This is a genomic window from Acinetobacter sp. S-1 (assembly GCF_059579785.1).
This window is the reverse complement of record NZ_CM184207.1, coordinates 3,770,003-3,787,239: the sequence shown is the minus strand read 5'-3', so window position 1 is coordinate 3,787,239 and position 17,237 is coordinate 3,770,003. Positions and strand designations below refer to the sequence as shown.

At 42.1% G+C, this 17,237-nt stretch carries 14 protein-coding genes and 2 rRNA genes; 5 read left to right on the top strand and 11 right to left on the bottom strand.

Translation table 11 applies throughout. From position 1 onward, the window contains the following. The first annotated feature begins 50 nt into the window (after positions 1 to 50). The 3 genes from AC52J8_RS18160 to AC52J8_RS18150 all read left to right on the top strand — a co-directional run bounded on the left by AC52J8_RS18160 (position 51) and on the right by AC52J8_RS18150 (position 3,705). Positions 51 to 2,941, top strand: a 23S ribosomal RNA gene (locus AC52J8_RS18160). Between the two features lie 186 nt (positions 2,942 to 3,127). Next, positions 3,128 to 3,242 (top strand): 5S ribosomal RNA (gene rrf / locus AC52J8_RS18155). Between the two features lie 151 nt (positions 3,243 to 3,393). After that, positions 3,394 to 3,705: an ankyrin repeat domain-containing protein gene (locus tag AC52J8_RS18150; protein WP_002120691.1), complete on the top strand. Its 312-nt coding sequence runs from the start codon at positions 3,394 to 3,396 to the stop codon at positions 3,703 to 3,705. A gap of 43 nt (positions 3,706 to 3,748) precedes the next feature. Here the strand turns inward: AC52J8_RS18150 and AC52J8_RS18145 are convergent, their stop codons facing one another. The 5 genes from AC52J8_RS18145 to ribF form a co-directional block, all read right to left on the bottom strand. Continuing rightward, positions 3,749 to 4,291 carry an NADPH-dependent FMN reductase gene (locus AC52J8_RS18145; protein ID WP_009387643.1) on the bottom strand — a complete coding sequence of 181 codons (543 nt, stop codon included), beginning with the start codon at positions 4,289 to 4,291 and terminating at the stop codon, positions 3,749 to 3,751. Positions 4,292 to 4,428: 137 nt separating this feature from the next. Then, the gene (locus AC52J8_RS18140) at positions 4,429 to 4,911 is read right to left on the bottom strand and encodes an FKBP-type peptidyl-prolyl cis-trans isomerase (RefSeq protein ID WP_014208021.1); all 483 of its coding nucleotides are present in this window, start codon (positions 4,909 to 4,911) and stop codon (positions 4,429 to 4,431) included. Between the two features lies 1 nt (position 4,912). Next, positions 4,913 to 5,443: a signal peptidase II gene (gene lspA / locus AC52J8_RS18135; protein ID WP_086398858.1), complete on the bottom strand. Its 531-nt coding sequence runs from the start codon at positions 5,441 to 5,443 to the stop codon at positions 4,913 to 4,915. After that, on the bottom strand, positions 5,436 to 8,273 hold the full coding sequence (ileS, locus tag AC52J8_RS18130; protein ID WP_086398857.1) for an isoleucine--tRNA ligase: 2,838 nt from the start codon (positions 8,271 to 8,273) through the stop codon (positions 5,436 to 5,438). The genes lspA and ileS overlap by 8 nt, the downstream gene beginning before the upstream one ends. Positions 8,274 to 8,334: 61 nt before the next feature. After that, positions 8,335 to 9,336: a bifunctional riboflavin kinase/FAD synthetase gene (gene ribF / locus AC52J8_RS18125; RefSeq protein WP_086398856.1), complete on the bottom strand. Its 1,002-nt coding sequence runs from the start codon at positions 9,334 to 9,336 to the stop codon at positions 8,335 to 8,337. Positions 9,337 to 9,543: 207 nt separating this feature from the next. Between ribF and AC52J8_RS18120 the strand changes: the two genes are divergently transcribed. Both AC52J8_RS18120 and AC52J8_RS18115 read left to right on the top strand, forming a co-directional pair. Further along, positions 9,544 to 10,677: a TDT family transporter gene (locus tag AC52J8_RS18120; RefSeq protein ID WP_086398855.1), complete on the top strand. Its 1,134-nt coding sequence runs from the start codon at positions 9,544 to 9,546 to the stop codon at positions 10,675 to 10,677. Between the two features lie 80 nt (positions 10,678 to 10,757). Beyond that, positions 10,758 to 11,324, top strand: a complete 567-nt coding sequence (locus AC52J8_RS18115) for a 5'-methylthioadenosine/S-adenosylhomocysteine nucleosidase family protein (protein WP_002120771.1) — start codon at positions 10,758 to 10,760, stop codon at positions 11,322 to 11,324. A gap of 36 nt (positions 11,325 to 11,360) precedes the next feature. Here the strand turns inward: AC52J8_RS18115 and AC52J8_RS18110 are convergent, their stop codons facing one another. The 6 genes from AC52J8_RS18110 to AC52J8_RS18085 all read right to left on the bottom strand — a co-directional run bounded on the left by AC52J8_RS18110 (position 11,361) and on the right by AC52J8_RS18085 (position 17,075). Continuing rightward, positions 11,361 to 11,981 carry a TetR/AcrR family transcriptional regulator gene (locus AC52J8_RS18110; protein ID WP_005071782.1) on the bottom strand — a complete coding sequence of 207 codons (621 nt, stop codon included), beginning with the start codon at positions 11,979 to 11,981 and terminating at the stop codon, positions 11,361 to 11,363. A 259-nt stretch (positions 11,982 to 12,240) separates the two neighbouring features. Beyond that, a complete protein-coding gene (locus AC52J8_RS18105) occupies positions 12,241 to 13,041 on the bottom strand; it encodes an ABC transporter ATP-binding protein (RefSeq protein WP_046812444.1) in 801 nt (266 codons plus the stop codon). Between the two features lie 13 nt (positions 13,042 to 13,054). After that, positions 13,055 to 13,852, bottom strand: a complete 798-nt coding sequence (gene ssuC, locus AC52J8_RS18100; RefSeq protein ID WP_002120785.1) for an aliphatic sulfonate ABC transporter permease SsuC — start codon at positions 13,850 to 13,852, stop codon at positions 13,055 to 13,057. Then, the gene (ssuD, locus tag AC52J8_RS18095) at positions 13,849 to 15,024 is read right to left on the bottom strand and encodes an FMNH2-dependent alkanesulfonate monooxygenase (protein WP_086398854.1); all 1,176 of its coding nucleotides are present in this window, start codon (positions 15,022 to 15,024) and stop codon (positions 13,849 to 13,851) included. The genes ssuC and ssuD overlap by 4 nt, the downstream gene beginning before the upstream one ends. A 26-nt stretch (positions 15,025 to 15,050) precedes the next feature. Continuing rightward, on the bottom strand, positions 15,051 to 16,034 hold the full coding sequence (locus AC52J8_RS18090) for a sulfonate ABC transporter substrate-binding protein (RefSeq protein ID WP_086398853.1): 984 nt from the start codon (positions 16,032 to 16,034) through the stop codon (positions 15,051 to 15,053). A 72-nt stretch (positions 16,035 to 16,106) separates the two neighbouring features. Beyond that, entirely contained in the window at positions 16,107 to 17,075 is a 969-nt protein-coding gene (locus AC52J8_RS18085; protein ID WP_086398852.1) for a sulfonate ABC transporter substrate-binding protein, read from the bottom strand. Positions 17,076 to 17,237 lie beyond the last annotated feature (162 nt).

Sequence of the window (17,237 nt, the reverse complement as noted above, 5' to 3'; positions counted from 1 at the left end):
CGCACGGACAACACTCACTTGTAGGTGTTGACGACTGTTTGGGGTTGTATAGTCAAGTAATTAAGTGCATGTGGTGGATGCCTTGGCAGTCAGAGGCGATGAAAGACGTGATAGCCTGCGAAAAGCTCCGGGGAGGCGGCAAATATCCTTTGATCCGGAGATTTCTGAATGGGGGAACCCACCTACTTTAAGGTAGGTATTGCAACATGAATACATAGTGTTGCAAGGCGAACGAGGGGAAGTGAAACATCTCAGTACCCTTAGGAAAAGAAATCAATTGAGATTCCCTCAGTAGCGGCGAGCGAACGGGGATCAGCCCATTAAGTTATGTGTGTTTTAGTGGAACGCTCTGGGAAGTGCGAACGTAGAGGGTGATATTCCCGTACACGAAAGGGCACACATAATGATGACGAGTAGGGCGAGGCACGTGAAACCTTGTCTGAATATGGGGGGACCATCCTCCAAGGCTAAATACTCCTGACTGACCGATAGTGAACCAGTACCGTGAGGGAAAGGCGAAAAGAACCCCTGTGAGGGGAGTGAAATAGATCCTGAAACCGCATGCATACAAGCAGTGGGAGCACCTTCGTGGTGTGACTGCGTACCTTTTGTATAATGGGTCAGCGACTTATATTCAGTAGCGAGGTTAACCGTATAGGGGAGCCGTAGAGAAATCGAGTCTTAATAGGGCGTTTAGTTGCTGGGTATAGACCCGAAACCAGGCGATCTATCCATGAGCAGGTTGAAGGTTGGGTAACACTAACTGGAGGACCGAACCCACTGTCGTTGAAAAGCCAGGGGATGACTTGTGGATAGGGGTGAAAGGCTAATCAAGCCTGGTGATAGCTGGTTCTCCCCGAAAGCTATTTAGGTAGCGCCTCGGACGAATACCATAGGGGGTAGAGCACTGTTTCGGCTAGGGGGTCATCCCGACTTACCAAACCGATGCAAACTCCGAATACCTATGAGTACTATCCGGGAGACAGACTGCGGGTGCTAACGTCCGTAGTCAAGAGGAAAACAATCCAGACCGCCAGCTAAGGCCCCAAAATCATAGTTAAGTGGGAAACGATGTGGGAAGGCATAGACAGCTAGGAGGTTGGCTTAGAAGCAGCCACCCTTTAAAGAAAGCGTAATAGCTCACTAGTCGAGTCGGCCTGCGCGGAAGATGTAACGGGGCTAAAACTATGTGCCGAAGCTGCGGATTTGACATTAGTCAAGTGGTAGGGGAGCGTTCTGTAAGCCGATGAAGGTGTATTGAGAAGTATGCTGGAGGTATCAGAAGTGCGAATGCTGACGTGAGTAACGACAAAACGGGTGAAAAACCCGTTCGCCGAAAGACCAAGGGTTCCAGTCCAACGTTAATCGGGGCTGGGTGAGTCGACCCCTAAGGCGAGGCCGAAAGGCGTAGTCGATGGGAAATTGGTTAATATTCCAATACTTCTGTGTAATGCGATGAGAGGACGGAGAAGGTTAAGTCAGCCTGGCGTTGGTTGTCCAGGTGGAAGGATGTAGGTATGTATCTTAGGCAAATCCGGGGTACTCTATACTGAGATCCGATAGCAAGCTGTACTTGTACAGTGAAGTGGCTGATACCATGCTTCCAGGAAAAGTCTCTAAGCTTCAGTTACACAGGAATCGTACCCGAAACCGACACAGGTGGTCAGGTCGAGTAGACCAAGGCGCTTGAGAGAACTCTGCTGAAGGAACTAGGCAAAATGGTACCGTAACTTCGGGAGAAGGTACGCTGTTGTTGGTGATGGAACTTGCTTCCTGAGCTGACGACAGCCGCAGAAACCAGGCCGCTGCAACTGTTTATTAAAAACATAGCACTCTGCAAACACGAAAGTGGACGTATAGGGTGTGATGCCTGCCCGGTGCTGGAAGGTTAATTGATGGGGTTAGCGTAAGCGAAGCTCTTGATCGAAGCCCCAGTAAACGGCGGCCGTAACTATAACGGTCCTAAGGTAGCGAAATTCCTTGTCGGGTAAGTTCCGACCTGCACGAATGGCATAATGATGGCGGCGCTGTCTCCAGCAGAGGCTCAGTGAAATCGAAATCGCTGTGAAGATGCAGTGTACCCGCGGCTAGACGGAAAGACCCCGTGAACCTTTACTGCAGCTTGACACTGAACTTTGACCTTACTTGTGTAGGATAGGTGGGAGGCTTTGAAGTTGGAACGCTAGTTCCAATGGAGCCGTCCTTGAAATACCACCCTGGTAATGTTGAGGTTCTAACTCTGTCCCGTTATCCGGGACGAGGACCGTGTCTGGTGGGTAGTTTGACTGGGGCGGTCTCCTCCTAAAGAGTAACGGAGGAGTACGAAGGTGCGCTCAGCGTGGTCGGAAATCACGCGTAGAGTATAAAGGCAAAAGCGCGCTTAACTGCGAGACCCACAAGTCGAGCAGGTACGAAAGTAGGTCTTAGTGATCCGGTGGTTCTGTATGGAAGGGCCATCGCTCAACGGATAAAAGGTACTCTGGGGATAACAGGCTGATACCGCCCAAGAGTTCATATCGACGGCGGTGTTTGGCACCTCGATGTCGGCTCATCTCATCCTGGGGCTGAAGCAGGTCCCAAGGGTATGGCTGTTCGCCATTTAAAGAGGTACGCGAGCTGGGTTTAGAACGTCGTGAGACAGTTCGGTCCCTATCTACCGTGGGCGCTGGAAATTTGAGAGGATCTGCTCCTAGTACGAGAGGACCAGAGTGGACGAACCTCTGGTGTACCGGTTGTGACGCCAGTCGCATCGCCGGGTAGCTATGTTCGGAAGGGATAACCGCTGAAAGCATCTAAGCGGGAAGCCTACCTCAAGATAAGATTTCCCTAGGAATTTATTCCTCTAAAGAGCCGTTCGAGACTAGGACGTTGATAGGTTGGATGTGGAAGCATAGTGATATGTGAAGCTGACCAATACTAATTGCTCGTGAGGCTTGACTATACAACACCCAAGCAGTTGTATATGAAGCATCAATCGATTCATAAACATGCAAAGCAACTTGATTTAGTTATACTACTAGCTAAAATGAACAACGAAAAATCAGACCAATCAGCCCATCTGTAAAGATTTGGAAAACGCAACGTATCACACAGTGAATAAAACGAAGCAAGTATCCATACCAGTTGTGCTGGCGACCATAGCAAGAGTGAACCACCTGATCCCTTCCCGAACTCAGAAGTGAAACCTCTTAGCGCTGATGGTAGTGTGGGGTTACCCATGTGAGAGTAAGTCATCGCCAGCTCATTATTCCAAACACCCCCGTTCTAATGAATGGGGGTGTTTTTTTATGTGCGGAATTTAATTTTTAATAAAAGATAGATCCAAAATTAGATTTGTATTCTGGCTGTATTCTATGAATATAATAATGAACTCTATTATTTTTGAGTACGTCCATGAAAATCAATTCTTTCTCTCCAATACCTGAAGATGATGAAGAGCTATCTTTGCCTGCATTGATTTATTGGGCATCTCTAGGTGATATCGATCAAGTAAAAGAATTACTGATAGAGGGAGAAAATCCTAATCAAATAGATGATGAGGGATATAGTGCTCTACAAGCAGCTGCTGAAAATGATCATTTAGAGATAGTTCAACTCTTAATTGAAAAAGGTGCGCATGTCGCTTACAAAAGTGAATACACAGCATTAGAGCTTGCAGAAATGGCTGGTAATACTAATGTAGTGGAGTATTTAAAGAGTTTATAAAATTAAAAGCCTCTTTTGTTTAGAAAAGAGGCCTTTTGTTCAATTAAGACAAATGATATTTCTGTAGTTTCTCAACAATGGATTGAAGACCTTTTACTTCAAACTCATTAGCTTCGAATTTTTCATCTTTATTACGTTTAAATATATCTCTTATCTCTATTACAGCATTCGGGTCAATAATACTTAAACTTGAGGTGACTTGACGTATTTGACTAATAGAACGAGAGCCATTTGTTGAACCATAGCCAATAAATGCAGCAGGTTTACCACCCCACTCCTTGCCGACATAATCAAGTGCATTTTTTAAAGCTGGGCTGTAACCATGGTTGTATTCTGGGCTAATAAAGATAAATGCGTCTGCTTGAGCAATTTTGTCTGCCCATTCTTGTTGTTTAGGTTGATCATAAATCCCGGTAGCAGGTGGGTGAGAGCCTGAAAATAACGGTAAATTCCACTCTTTTAAATCAATTACTTCTGTCTGAAAATCTTCTAGATTAAATGATGGAATTGTGGATTCTAGCCAATTGGCAACTTTAATTGCTGTACGTCCTTCACGAACACTTCCTACGATAATATAGACCAGCATGTATTTTTCCTAAGAATTTTTATCTTTATAACTTAATTCATTATATAGGTAGGAGAGAATATAGAATTTGTAAGGATTCTTATGTCACTAATAAAAATTGAATCATAAAAAAGCCCTCATTTAGAGGGCTTTTTTATTTACATTAGCTTAATGCCTTGTTGGCCTTCAGGAGTAACCTTAAATATTTCTACTTCAAAGGTAATATTTTTCCCAGCTAATGGGTGATTAAAATCAATTTCTGTAATGTCATCATTAACTGATTTTACTACACCGAATAAGGTGGTTTTTGCCTTATCTTCAAATTCGATCATGTGACCAGGAATAGGGCGTTGTTCAAACTTAACTGTATCGAAAGTTTGAACATTTTCTGGATTCCACGGACCAAAAGCCTCTTCTGGTGGAAGGTGTACTGTACGGCGGTCACCTGCACGTAAACCGAATAATGCTTTTTCGAAACCTGGTAAAAGGTTTCCGTCACCAATAGTCAGACTAACTGGCTCTTCACGGCTACGTGTATTGTCAATTTCTACACCATTTTCGATAGCTACAGAAAAGTGTAGGTCGACTTTAGAGCCTTCTTGAATACGAATTTCTTCGTTAGGTTGAATAATTTCGGTCATATTATGCATCCGAATTTTGGTTACGTTGCTTCTCAAGGAAGAATGTATCAATGAGTAGCAAAATCGTACCTAGAGTGATGGCACTGTCCGCAATATTAAAAGCTGGAAAGTGATGATTTTGGTAATAAACATGAATGAAATCGACCACATAACCTAGGGTAATACGGTCAATTAAATTGCCTAAAGCTCCGCCTAAAATTAAAGCGATGGCTACAGGTAGCACCACCATTTTTTTAGGCATACGCATTAACCAAAATACAAAAAGTACTGAAACTAAGCCCGCCAAAGATGTGAAGAAATAGCGCTGCCATCCTCCTGCATCAGATAAAAAGCTAAAAGCTGCACCATAATTATGCAATAGTGTCCAGTTTAAAAATGGAAGTACAGGTACAGGATCTGCATAGTTTAGATGTGTACTCGCAATCCATTTCGTCCATTGATCCAATATAATGGCAAGGACTGAAAGTCCAAGCCAAATCAGATTATGTGGATAAAACTGGAATAAGCCTTTTTTAGCTTGTGAATTAGGCATATTTTCTCACTTCGCCACGACCAGTGACGTTCACAATACAACGACCACATAAACCAGGATGATCGGCATGTGTATTTACATCTGGAAGGACATGCCAGCAACGTGCACATTTTTCACCTTCAGCCGCAGATATTTGTACACGTAAGCCTTCCATTTCAGTTGCTTCACCTTGCTCAGCAAATGGATGTACTACTACTTGTGAAGTAATAAGAACAAAACGGAGTTCATCAGCCAGTTGGTTTAAAACTGTTTGTAATGATTCACTTGCCCAAAGTTCAACTTTGGCTGAAAGATTACTGCCGACAAGTTTAGCGTTACGCGCTGCTTCAATCTGTTTATTTACTGCAGATTTTACGCTAATCAATGTTTGCCAATCTTCTTCGGAAAGCAAGTTTGCTTTTGATGAAACAGGCAAGTCATACCATTCTGATGTAAATACATACTTTTCAGTTTGTTCTGGAATCAGTGGCCAAGCTTCTTGAGCGGTAAAGCTTAAGATTGGGCTCATCCAGCGGATAAATGCTTGGACAATATGATAAAGCGCTGTTTGAGCAGAACGACGTGCCTGAGAATCCGCTTTAGTGGTGTATTGACGGTCTTTGATAATATCTAGGTAGAAACCACCTAAGTCATTAATACAGAAGCTTGTTAACGAACTACACACCACATGGAAGTTCATTTCTTCGTAAGCAGTGATAATGGTTTGTTGTACTTCATTCGCACGTTGTAAGATGTATTGATCTAGAGCGATAAGGTCATCTACCTCCAGAGCATCAGTACTTGGTTTGAAACCATTTAGGTTCGCAAGCAAGAAGCGTAGGGTATTACGAATACGGCGATAGCTATCACTTACACGGCTAAAGATTTCTTTCGATGCTGCGATTTCATAACGGTAGTCGCTAGACGCTACGTATAGTCGTAAACCATCTGCACCAAGCTGTTTGATGATTTCTTCAAGCGGGATATAGTTGCCTAAAGATTTCGACAATTTACGACCGTTTTCGTCCACTGTAAAACCATGAGTTAACAAGGCTTTATATGGCGCACGATTATGAATTGCCATAGATGTTAATAAAGAAGATTGGAACCAGCCACGGTGTTGGTCTGAACCCTCTAAATATAAGTCAGCAGGGCTTTCTAATTCATCACGTTGCTCAAGTACAGCGTAATGCGTTGTACCAGAGTCGAACCATACATCGAGTGTATCGCGAACAGCATTGTATTGTTCAGCATCTTCACCGATGAAATCTTTTGCTTCACGTTTGAACCATGCTTCGATACCTTCTTCTTCGATCAGTTGAGCAACTTCTTCGATGAGTTCAGGTGTACGAGGGTGTAATTCGTTCGTATCTTTATGAACGAAGAATGGAATTGGAACACCCCAAGTACGTTGACGTGAAATACACCAGTCCGGACGACCTTCGATCATTGATTCAATGCGGTTTTTACCCCAGTTCGGTACAAACTCGATATCATTTTCAATGGCATTAAGCGCACCTTCACGTAACCCTTTTTGATCCATGCTAATGAACCATTGTGGTGTAGCACGGAAAATAATAGGAGTCTTATGGCGCCAGCAGTGTGGGTAGCTGTGTTTAATTGGCTGATGAGCCCATAAACGGCCTACAGCGCCCAAAGCTTCGATAATCTTTGGATTAGCTTTATAGATGTGTTCACCAGCGTAGATTGGAGCAGTTGGTAAATAAACACCGTTACCACCGACTGGATTGTCTACTTTAAGGTTATATTGAAGACCTACTTTATAGTCGTCTGCACCGTGGCCAGGCGCTGTATGTACGGCACCTGTACCGCTTGTTGCAATAACGTGTTCACCCAAAATTACTGGAACTTGACGGTCAGTAAGTAAAGGGTGTTGCAGGGTAAGGTTTTCAAGAGCTGAACCTGTAAAGTCAGCTAAAACAACTGGGTTTTCAAGCTTATAGCGTTCGATTGCTGAAGCAACTAAGTCTTTAGCAAGAATGAAGTTTTGCTTACCGCGCTCAGTAGACACTTGCACCAATTGATATTCAATTTCGGCATGCAACGCAACGGCTTGGTTAGCTGGTAATGTCCAAGGTGTAGTGGTCCAGATCACGATATCTGTCGGATCTTGAACTTCTACGTTTAAGCGAGCACTTAAATCTTTTAGATCGACAACGCCAAATCCAACGTCAATTGCGTCAGATTTTTTATCTTCGTATTCAACCTCTGCTTCAGCAAGAGCTGAACCGCAGTCCATACACCAGTTCACTGGCTTTAAGCCTGGTTGGATATGGCCATTTTTCTGAATGAGACCTAAAGCACGAACGATATCGGCTTCTTGTTTGTAATTCATGGTGAGATAAGGATTATCCCAATCACCTAAAATACCAAGACGTTTAAAGTCAGTACGTTGTAAATCAATTTGTTTTAGCGCGTATTCACGGCAAAGTTTACGGAAAGTTGCTGCGTCAACTTTTTCGCCCACTTTACCTACTTTCTCTTCGACTTTTAGTTCGATTGGCAAGCCATGACAGTCCCAACCTGGAACATATGGTGCATCAAAACCTGAAAGCGTACGGCTTTTTACAATAACGTCTTTGAGTACTTTATTGACCGCGTGACCCAAGTGAATTGTACCGTTTGCATATGGAGGGCCATCATGCAAAATATATTTTTTCTTGCCAATACGCGATGCACGAATCTGCTGATAAATGTTGTCGGTATACCACTCTTCTAACCATTTCACTTCACGTACTGCCAAATTTGCTTTCATTGCAAATTGAGTATCCGGCAGGTTTAGCGTGGCTTTGTAGTCCACTGCATTCTCAGGAGTTTGCTTATCGCTCATGCAAGTTTTCTTCCAGTTTAATCAGCTTGGGAGCTGACATGTTTTACAATCAAAATTCGAATTAAAAAGGAAATTGTGTCGTGTCGTTACGGTATTGTCGTAACTGTTGCACGTCATTATCAATTCCAGCCTTAAGTGCTTCAAGCGAAGGGTAGTTCAATTCACCATGAAGATAGTGAAGAAAAGTCACCCGCATAAATAAGCCATACAGATTAGCAGAAACATCAGGGAAATGTACTTCTAATCTCCATTCTGGATGTTCTTGCTGAATGGCGGGACGTGTACCGACATGACCAGCGCCATAGAGGCTATTTTCATGATATCCAGCAATTCCCGGTTTCTCTGGTGTTTCTTGGCGCACTTTTTCAGTGAGAGAAGTCGTTTCGCAAATGACTTCAACGCCATAAATACCGTTTAAACAAGGTTTGTGGCGATTGAGACGAACATTAATGGTTGGAAAATCAAGAGTTCGTCCAATTTGGTCGCCATATTGGACACGACCAGTAATACTGTATGGACGGCCTAATAATTTAGCTGCTAAAGCAAGATTACCCACTTGAAGTACTTGGCGAATACGGGTTGAACTTACGCGTTCACCTTCAAGTTCAATGGTATGTAAATTTGTGACTTGGAAGCCATAATCTTTTAAAAATTCACTGTTGCCTTGGCGGTCTTTACCGAAATGAAAGTCATCCCCCAAAACTAATGACTGGGCATTTAATTTGTTTTTTAATAAATCTGCGAAGGCAGATGCGCTCATGCTACGGAAATGTTCATCAAATTTAGCAACCGCAATATAGTCAACGCCAAGCTCAGCTAGGTATTCAACTTTTTCCCGTAATGAATTAATACGAGGAGGTGCATCGTAACCTTTGAAGAACTCAAGCGGTTGTGGCTCAAAAATCATGACCAGTGTTTTTAAGCCTTGTGCTGCAGCAATGTTTTTGAGTTGAGCAATCATCGCTTGGTGGCCTAAATGGACACCATCAAAATTACCAATAGTTACCGCTGTTGGAGGTAACTGAAAATTGAGCGATAACGCATTAAGACGAAGCAGTTTCATGAACTTAAAATATGGCTATTTTTGCAAGGGCTATATATTGCCATAATCTCACAGATTCGTCTTGTTGTTGTGTTTTTACTCAGTTATTTTTCAATATGAATATCTGCATATCTAAAATATTGATGATTTAAATAAAAATAAATCAATTTTTCTTATTAGTGGTTTGCTCTACTATGTCTTTATCCACTCTTTGATTAGAGAACTAAGATGAAAAAACCCTTTTACCAATTAAATCATAGCAAAGATGTTATACGACATTTTACCCCAAATTGGTTTACAGCGACTATGGGTACTGGCGTGGTGAGTATGATTTTAATTCAGCTGCCATTTGCTCAATCATTTTTATTCGCGCTAGCAACTTGGTTATGGCAATTTAATATTGTCTTATTCAGCGTTTTTTCAGTTCTTTATTTATTGCGGTGGTTTCTTTTCCCTCATGAGGCGAAGCAAATATTTAACCATCCCAATATGAGCTTGTTTTTAGGGGCTATCCCAATGGGGCTTGCAACGATATTAAATGGTTTTTTAAGCTTCGGTGTCGGGCTTTACGGTGAAGTGGCAATACATATTGCTCAAGCTTTATGGTACATCGATGTCTTTTTCGCACTGGCCATTGCGTGGATCGTGCCATTTTGTATGTTTAGTCGTCAGAACCATCAGCTACATACCATGACTGCAATCTGGCTTTTACCTGTGGTTGCCTGTGAAGTAGCCGCAAGTTCTGCGGGTATGTTGGTTGCACATTTACCAGCAGATGTACACAGCTTTCATTTATTAATGGCTGGCTATGTACTTTGGGGAATCTCTGTTTTACCAGCATTCGCTATTCTGACAATTTTAATGCTGCGTATGGCTTTGCATCAGTTACCAGAAAAAGAAGTCGCAATTTCTAGCTGGTTGTCTTTAGGCCCGATTGGTACAGGTACATTAGGTTTATTGTTATTAGGGCAGCAGGCACAAAGAGTGGCGCCAAACGTAGGATTTCACCAATTTGCGGATGTCTTTCAAGCTTTAGGAGTTGTAGGCAGTCTTGTACTTTTAGGCTTTGGGTTATGGTGGCTTGGTCTTGCGATTTTAACAACGCTCCGTCACGCAAAGACAGGTATTCCATTTAACTTGGGCTGGTGGGGCTTAACCTTTCCATTAGGTGTATTTATTCTTGCACTGTTTAATTTAGGACATCAGGTTGAAGTTGTATTTTTACAATACGTTGCTGTGGCGTTGAGTCTTTTATTATTGGCAATGTGGGGCGTAGTAATGAAGAAAACGCTTGCAGGAGCATATAGCGGTCAACTGTTCTTCTCACCATGTTTAATCGCTTTACAACAAAAAGTACAGTAATGATGAAAAGGTGTAAAAAGCTTTTGCACCTGATTTATACTTATTTTCTAACTTATTTAATTTTGATTTGAGCTTTTTGAATGAACACTGATATTGCTTTGATTATGGCACTTCCTAATGAATCTAAGGGTTTATTTGAACAAGCAGGTGTTGAAGTCCATTACAGTGGTATTGGTAAGATTAATGCTGCCTTTAAAGCATTTGAAGTTATTCAAAAAACAGGATGCAAAACTCTAATTAATTTAGGTACAGCGGGAAGCTCTGCATTTAATCGACATGATTTAGTCGAAGTAAAAACTTTTGTACAACGAGACATGGACGTTTCACCCCTAGGTTTTGAAGTAGGTGTAACGCCGTTAGATGATCATTTGGCGGCAGAGATTCATCTTCAACCACATTTTATTGATTTGCCAAAAGCAGTATGTGGAACAGGTGATTCATTTGAAACAGGTCAGCCAAAAGTAGCTTGTGATGTGGTTGATATGGAAGGCTATGCTTTAGCTAAAGTGTGCCATAAGTTAGGTGTACGATTAATTTCTGTGAAGTATATTACTGATGGGGCAGATGACACTGCACATTTGGATTGGGAAGAAAATTTATTGTTAGGCGCTCAGAAACTCCTAGCCCTTTATCAAAATCATTTCTAAAAAAAGATCGGCAAATTTGCCGATCTTTTTTTGGTTTTAACGAGGCAATACGCCGTATAGCATCATATGTACCGTATGCTCAATCGAACGCTGGAACATACTGCGGTTACGAAGCGTTTTACCGGTCACCATTTCCATTTGAGTTGCAAAATCTGCATAGTTTTGCGTAAGGCCCCAAATATTTAAGATTAATAATTCTGGGTCGATATCTGGGGAAATCTTTCCTTCTTCTTGCCAAGTCTGAATGACTTTAGCTTTGCGTTTAAATAGCTTTTTCAAAGGCCCTTTCAGTATAGGCAAAATATGTGGAGCGCCTTGAATAATTTCTAGTGCAAACAATCTAGATGCTTTCGGTTGGCTACGAGACAGTTCGATTTTTTGAATTAAATAGTGAGATAAGGCTTCGGCTGGTTCTAATTCAGCTTCTAAAGTTTGTAAGGGGGCCAACCATTTTTGTAAAACGGTTGTGAGCACTTCTACATATAAAGACTCTTTATTTTCATAGTAATAGAAAATATTCGACTTATGCATGTCGGCGAGTTGGGCAATTTCATCCAGACTTGCGCCACTAAACCCATAGACTGAAAATACGTCAAGGGCCGCAGCAAGAAGCTGATTGCGCTTTTGGGTACTCTTTTTTTGTTCCATCTGCTGCATAATTAAAAAAATAATATTCCCATTGTAAGGGAAATTGTTTGATTTGTGCACAGGTGTCTTGCTTTTTTAATCAAAAAACAGCTAGTTATTTGCGTAATAGATATACTATTGTGCAAAAAATAGAGAGATTCCCTAGTTTATTGTTATTCTTAAAAATATTTTTTAACTTTCGCCCTAAAAAAGAGCAATAAAACAGCAGTTTTATTGCTCGTAAATTGGGCATTTTTCGGCTGAGATACTCTCATTACTCATCGCAATCTTAAGTTGCCAAAACTGCATCGAGTACTTGTTGTTCAAGTTGGGCAAAAGTAATGCTCTTTTTACGCGGGCGTGGAAGATTAACTTGGAAACTTTGAGCAATCTGGCCCTTATCTAATAAGATAATACGGTCAGCTAATTGCACTGCTTCACTTACATCGTGTGTGACTAAAATGGCAGTAAAACCTTGTTCTTTCCACAAGCGTTCGATCAAGCTTTGCATCTCAAGCCGAGTTAGAGCATCTAATGCACCTAACGGCTCATCTAGCAATAATATGCGCGGCGTATGTGATAGTGCACGGGCTAGAGCAGTGCGCTGACGTTGACCACCTGAAAGCTGGGAAGGCCATTGTCCCGCTTTTTCTTTTAAACCTACTTTTTCTAGTAATTCTTCTGCTAAAGCATGTTGCGATTTTGGTAGCCCAAGTTGAACATTTTGAAGAATATTTCTCCAAGGAAGTAAACGAGGATCTTGGAACATTACTCGAATATCATCGTTCGTAATGCCTTCACGTAAATGTCGGGCAGATTTAAATTTGATTTCCCCAAAGCTGGCTTTTTCAAGTTGAGCAATTAAACGGAGTAACGTACTTTTGCCACAACCACTTCGGCCAACAATTGCTAAAAACTCACCCGGCTGGATGTGTAGGTCAAGATCTTCGAGGACCTTTACCTCGCCATAGAATTTATAAAGTTGCTCAATCAGAATCTCTGCACCTAATACAGGTTCTTGAGATTCTGTTGGTTCTTCCGGAATGAGCTGCACTTCATTCTGATTAATATTTAAATTCAGATTTGTCATGTTCTAAGCTCCCTTATTTCTGATATCCAGAGTGCCAACGTAGTAAATAGCGTTCTAAAAGCTGTGCTAAAACATCTGCTAGTTTGCCTAGTAAGGCGTACAGAAGAATACCGACCAGAACTACATCAGTTTGTAAGAACTCACGTGCATTCATGGTCATATAACCAATACCTGCTTGAGCTGAAATGGTTTCAGCAACAATGAGCAATACCCAAACCAAACCCAAAGCAAAGCGTAGACCTACTAAAATAGAAGGCATTGCACCTGGCAAAATAATTTCTTTGTAAAGCTGCCAGCGAGAAAGCCCATAGCTTTTGCCCATCTCAATCAATTGAGGGTCAACTGATCGAATACCGTGATAGGTATTAATATAAATGGGGAAGAAAACACCTACGGCGACTAAAAATAATTTTGCTGTTTCATCAATCCCGAACCACAAGATGACGAGTGGGATAAGTGCTAAGGCTGGGATGTTACGAATCATTTGTAAGGTCGTATCGAGCAGGGTAGAGGCGAAACGCGAAGACCCGTTGAGTAGACCTAATAACAAACCTAAACCGCCACCAATCAACAACCCCAGTAAAGCACGCCCTGCACTGACTTTAACGTGCTGCCAAAGTTCTCCACTCACCAGTAGATGCCAAAAAGCGGAAACTACAGCAGTAGGTGCAGGTAAAATACGGCTTTCTAAAAGACCCGAACTTGAGGCAATTTGCCAAACAACCAATAGAAGAATAGGGAAAATCCAAGGCAGCAAACGCTGCCCGATTTGTTTTGTTCCACGTGAAACAACACTTTCAGCTTTGCTCATGCAGGCTCCTTGACGGGACTATTTTGCTTCTTCTCGTCTGGAACATAATTGTTGGCAATAATTTCACCGAATGGACCGGTTAAATTTGGCTGAGCAAGTTTAGCGCGAGTTTCAATTGGTAATAACGGGAATACTAACTCTGCAAAACGAATTGATTCTTCAAGGTGTGGATAGCCTGAGAAAATGAAAGTATCAATACCTAAATCAGCATATTCCTGAATACGAGTAGCAACTGTTTCAGGATCGCCTACAAGTGCTGTACCTGCACCACCACGAACTAAACCAATACCAGCCCAAAGGTTTGGAGATACTTCTAGTTTGTCTCGATTACCGCCGTGGAGAGCCGCCATACGTTGTTGGCCTACAGAGTCCATTTGTGCAAATTTTTTCTGTGCAGCAGCAATAGTTGCATCATCTAGATATTGAATCAGTTCGTTTGCCGCTGCCCAAGCTTGTTCGTTGGTTTCACGAACAATCACATGCAAGCGAATACCATAAGTTAATTTACGGCCTTTAGCCTCAGCTTTGGCACGAACATGTTCGATCTTTTGTTTTACGGCTTCAGGTGGTTCACCCCACGTAAGGTAAGTATCGACTTGCTCAGCAGCAAGATCGACAGCGACGTCTGAAGAGCCACCGAACCAAAGTGGTGGGTAAGGCTTTTGAACAGGTGGGTAAAGTAGTTTTGCATCATCCACTTGTAAACGTTCACCGTGGAATGTAAAAGCTTCACCTGTATGTGAGCGTGTCAAAATCTCACGCCAGATTTTTACGTATTCATTGGCAGTTTGATAACGCGTTGAGTGATCTTCATATAAGCCATCACCGCGTAATTCAGCCTCATCACCACCAGTCACTAAGTTGAGTAACACACGGCCATTCGACAAACGGTCAAACGTTGCAGCCATACGTGCTGCCAAAGCTGGTGTGGTTACCCCTGGTCGTAATGCAACTAAAAATTTAAGGTGTTGAGTTGCATCAATTAGGCTAGCCGCCGTAATCCACGGGTCTTCACATGAACGACCTGTTGGAATAAGTACACCTTCATAACCTAAATTATCTACTGCCACAGCAATTTGCTTCATATAGGCATGGTCAACCTGACGAGCGCCTTTACTTGTACCTAAATAGCGACTATCACCGTGGGTAGGAATAAACCAGAAAATTTTCATGTGCATTACCTATATGTCTATTGAAATTACTTGGCAATCCAAACAGCTTGTTTAATGCTGATTGGTTTTGGAATGATGCCTTGTTGAGTAAAAATGTCTGCGAGTTGCTGCTGCTCAGCAATCACTTTACTGCTGAGTGGAGCTGCTGATGAAGGACGAGGACGGCGTTTAATAAATAAGTCACTTGTCGCAGGCTTCAGTCCTGTGCTTTGGCCAATGGCTGTTGCCGTTTCTACTTGATGGCTTTGAACCCATTTGTCAGCTTGATTGATTTGTTTGATGAGCCCTGAAACAGATTTAGGATGTTGTTTAACAAAATTTGGAGCTGCTAAATAAAATGTATAGTTCGGGCTTAAGCCTTTACCCGATGCAAGAACACGAGCTTGATCTTCTAGTTGTGCTGAAGCGAAGTAAGGGTCCCAAATGGCCCATGCATCAACGGCACCTTTTTGAAATGCTGCGCGAGCATCGGCAGGGGTAAGCCAGATGGGAGTAATATCGCTCCAGTTTAGGCCTGCTTTACGTACGGCTTGTACCAGTAAGTAATGTGAACTCGAACCTTTTTGCAGCGCAATACGTTTGCCTTTAAGGTCTTTAAGCTGTTTGAGTTGCGAGTTTTTTGGAACTAAAATTGCCGATGCCAAGGGCTTAGCCGCTTCATAAGCAATATAATATAAAGGCTTGCCAGCCGCTTGAGCATAGACAGGAGGTGTATCTCCAGTAACGCCTACATCAAGCGAACCGACAGCTAAAGCTTCTAAAATTTGTGGACCGGCAGGGAACTCATTCCAAGTAATTTTTGCATTTGGGAATTCTTGCTCAAATAGCTTTTGCTGTTTGGCAATTGCAAAGTTAATCGAGCTTTTTTGAAAACCAATACGAAGTTCTTTCACAGTTGGGTCAATTGCCCAAGCTGGCGCTGCGATTGTTAAGCCTAATACAGTGACTGCACTGAGGCGCTTAATTAATTGTGTCCACTGACTCTTAATAAATAATGACTGATGTTGCATATTGATATCCTTGTTCCCCTTGAGGTCAGGCACAGCATTTATATGATTATTTAAGCCGTGCCCAAGCTGGGTTTATTTCAGTTTTAAAATGGCATCTTGAATGGTGAGCTTGTTAGGAATGAGCTTTTGCGCATAAAAAGCATTAGCTACTTGTTGTTGTTCTTGTGCCACCTTGTCAGAGATTGGCTGAACTCCAAAACCCATACGTGAAATGGAAGTTTTGAGTACATCAAACTCAAGTGCGGTAGGTTTTTCGAGTAATTTGGCAGCTTCATCCTGATGTGAACTTACCCACTCAGTGGTCTGGTTAAGTGTCTGTACAACAGTGTTGAGTACTTTCGGATTATTTTCTGCAAATTTACGGTCAGCTAAATAGAACTGATGATTACTCACCAAGTTTTCGCCTGTTGCTAAAACTCGGGCCTGAATTTGATGTTCAGCTGCTGCAAAGAACGGGTCCCAAATCACCCATGCATCGACAGCACCTTTTTCAAAGGCAGCACGAGCGTCTGATGGCGGTAAATAAACTGGTTGAATATCACTTAAGCTTAAGTTGTTGGCTTCTAAAACTTTTAACAATAGGTAATGAACATTCGAGCCTTTGTTAAGAGCAACACGTTTGCCTTTTAAATCTTTAATAGATTGGATTGGAGAGTCTTTTTGTACCAATAGTGCTTCAGCTTTTGGCGCAGCAGGTTGGTTTGCAACATACACTAAATTTGGATTGGCAGCCTGAGCAAAGATCGGTGGTGCTTCACCTGCTTCACCGATTGAAACACTTCCTACGTTTAAACCTTCAAGCAATTGAGGGCCAGCAGGGAACTCAACCCATTTCACTTGCACGCCTTGTTCTTTTAATGCTTTTTCTAAGTCACCACGAGCCTTTAAAATAGGAAGAATCCCATATTTTTGATAGCCGATATTTAAGGTTGTGGTGGCTTGTTCCTCTTTTTTGGCACAACCACTTAACATCATCACTCCTGCAAGGCTGGCCGCGATGACTGAATATTTTGCCCATGAAGTGGTGTTGAAAAGTGCCATGAGATTTCGTACTCCCCGAAAGAGAAAAAGAAAAAATAATTGGATGAGCAGATACCCTAAATGGATTTTTATTTCAGAAAAAATAAGTATTCGGTCTTTATTTATGCAAAAAAAAGCTAAACACAATAGGCTATAAACTTATGCGAAAAAATGATTTATCTA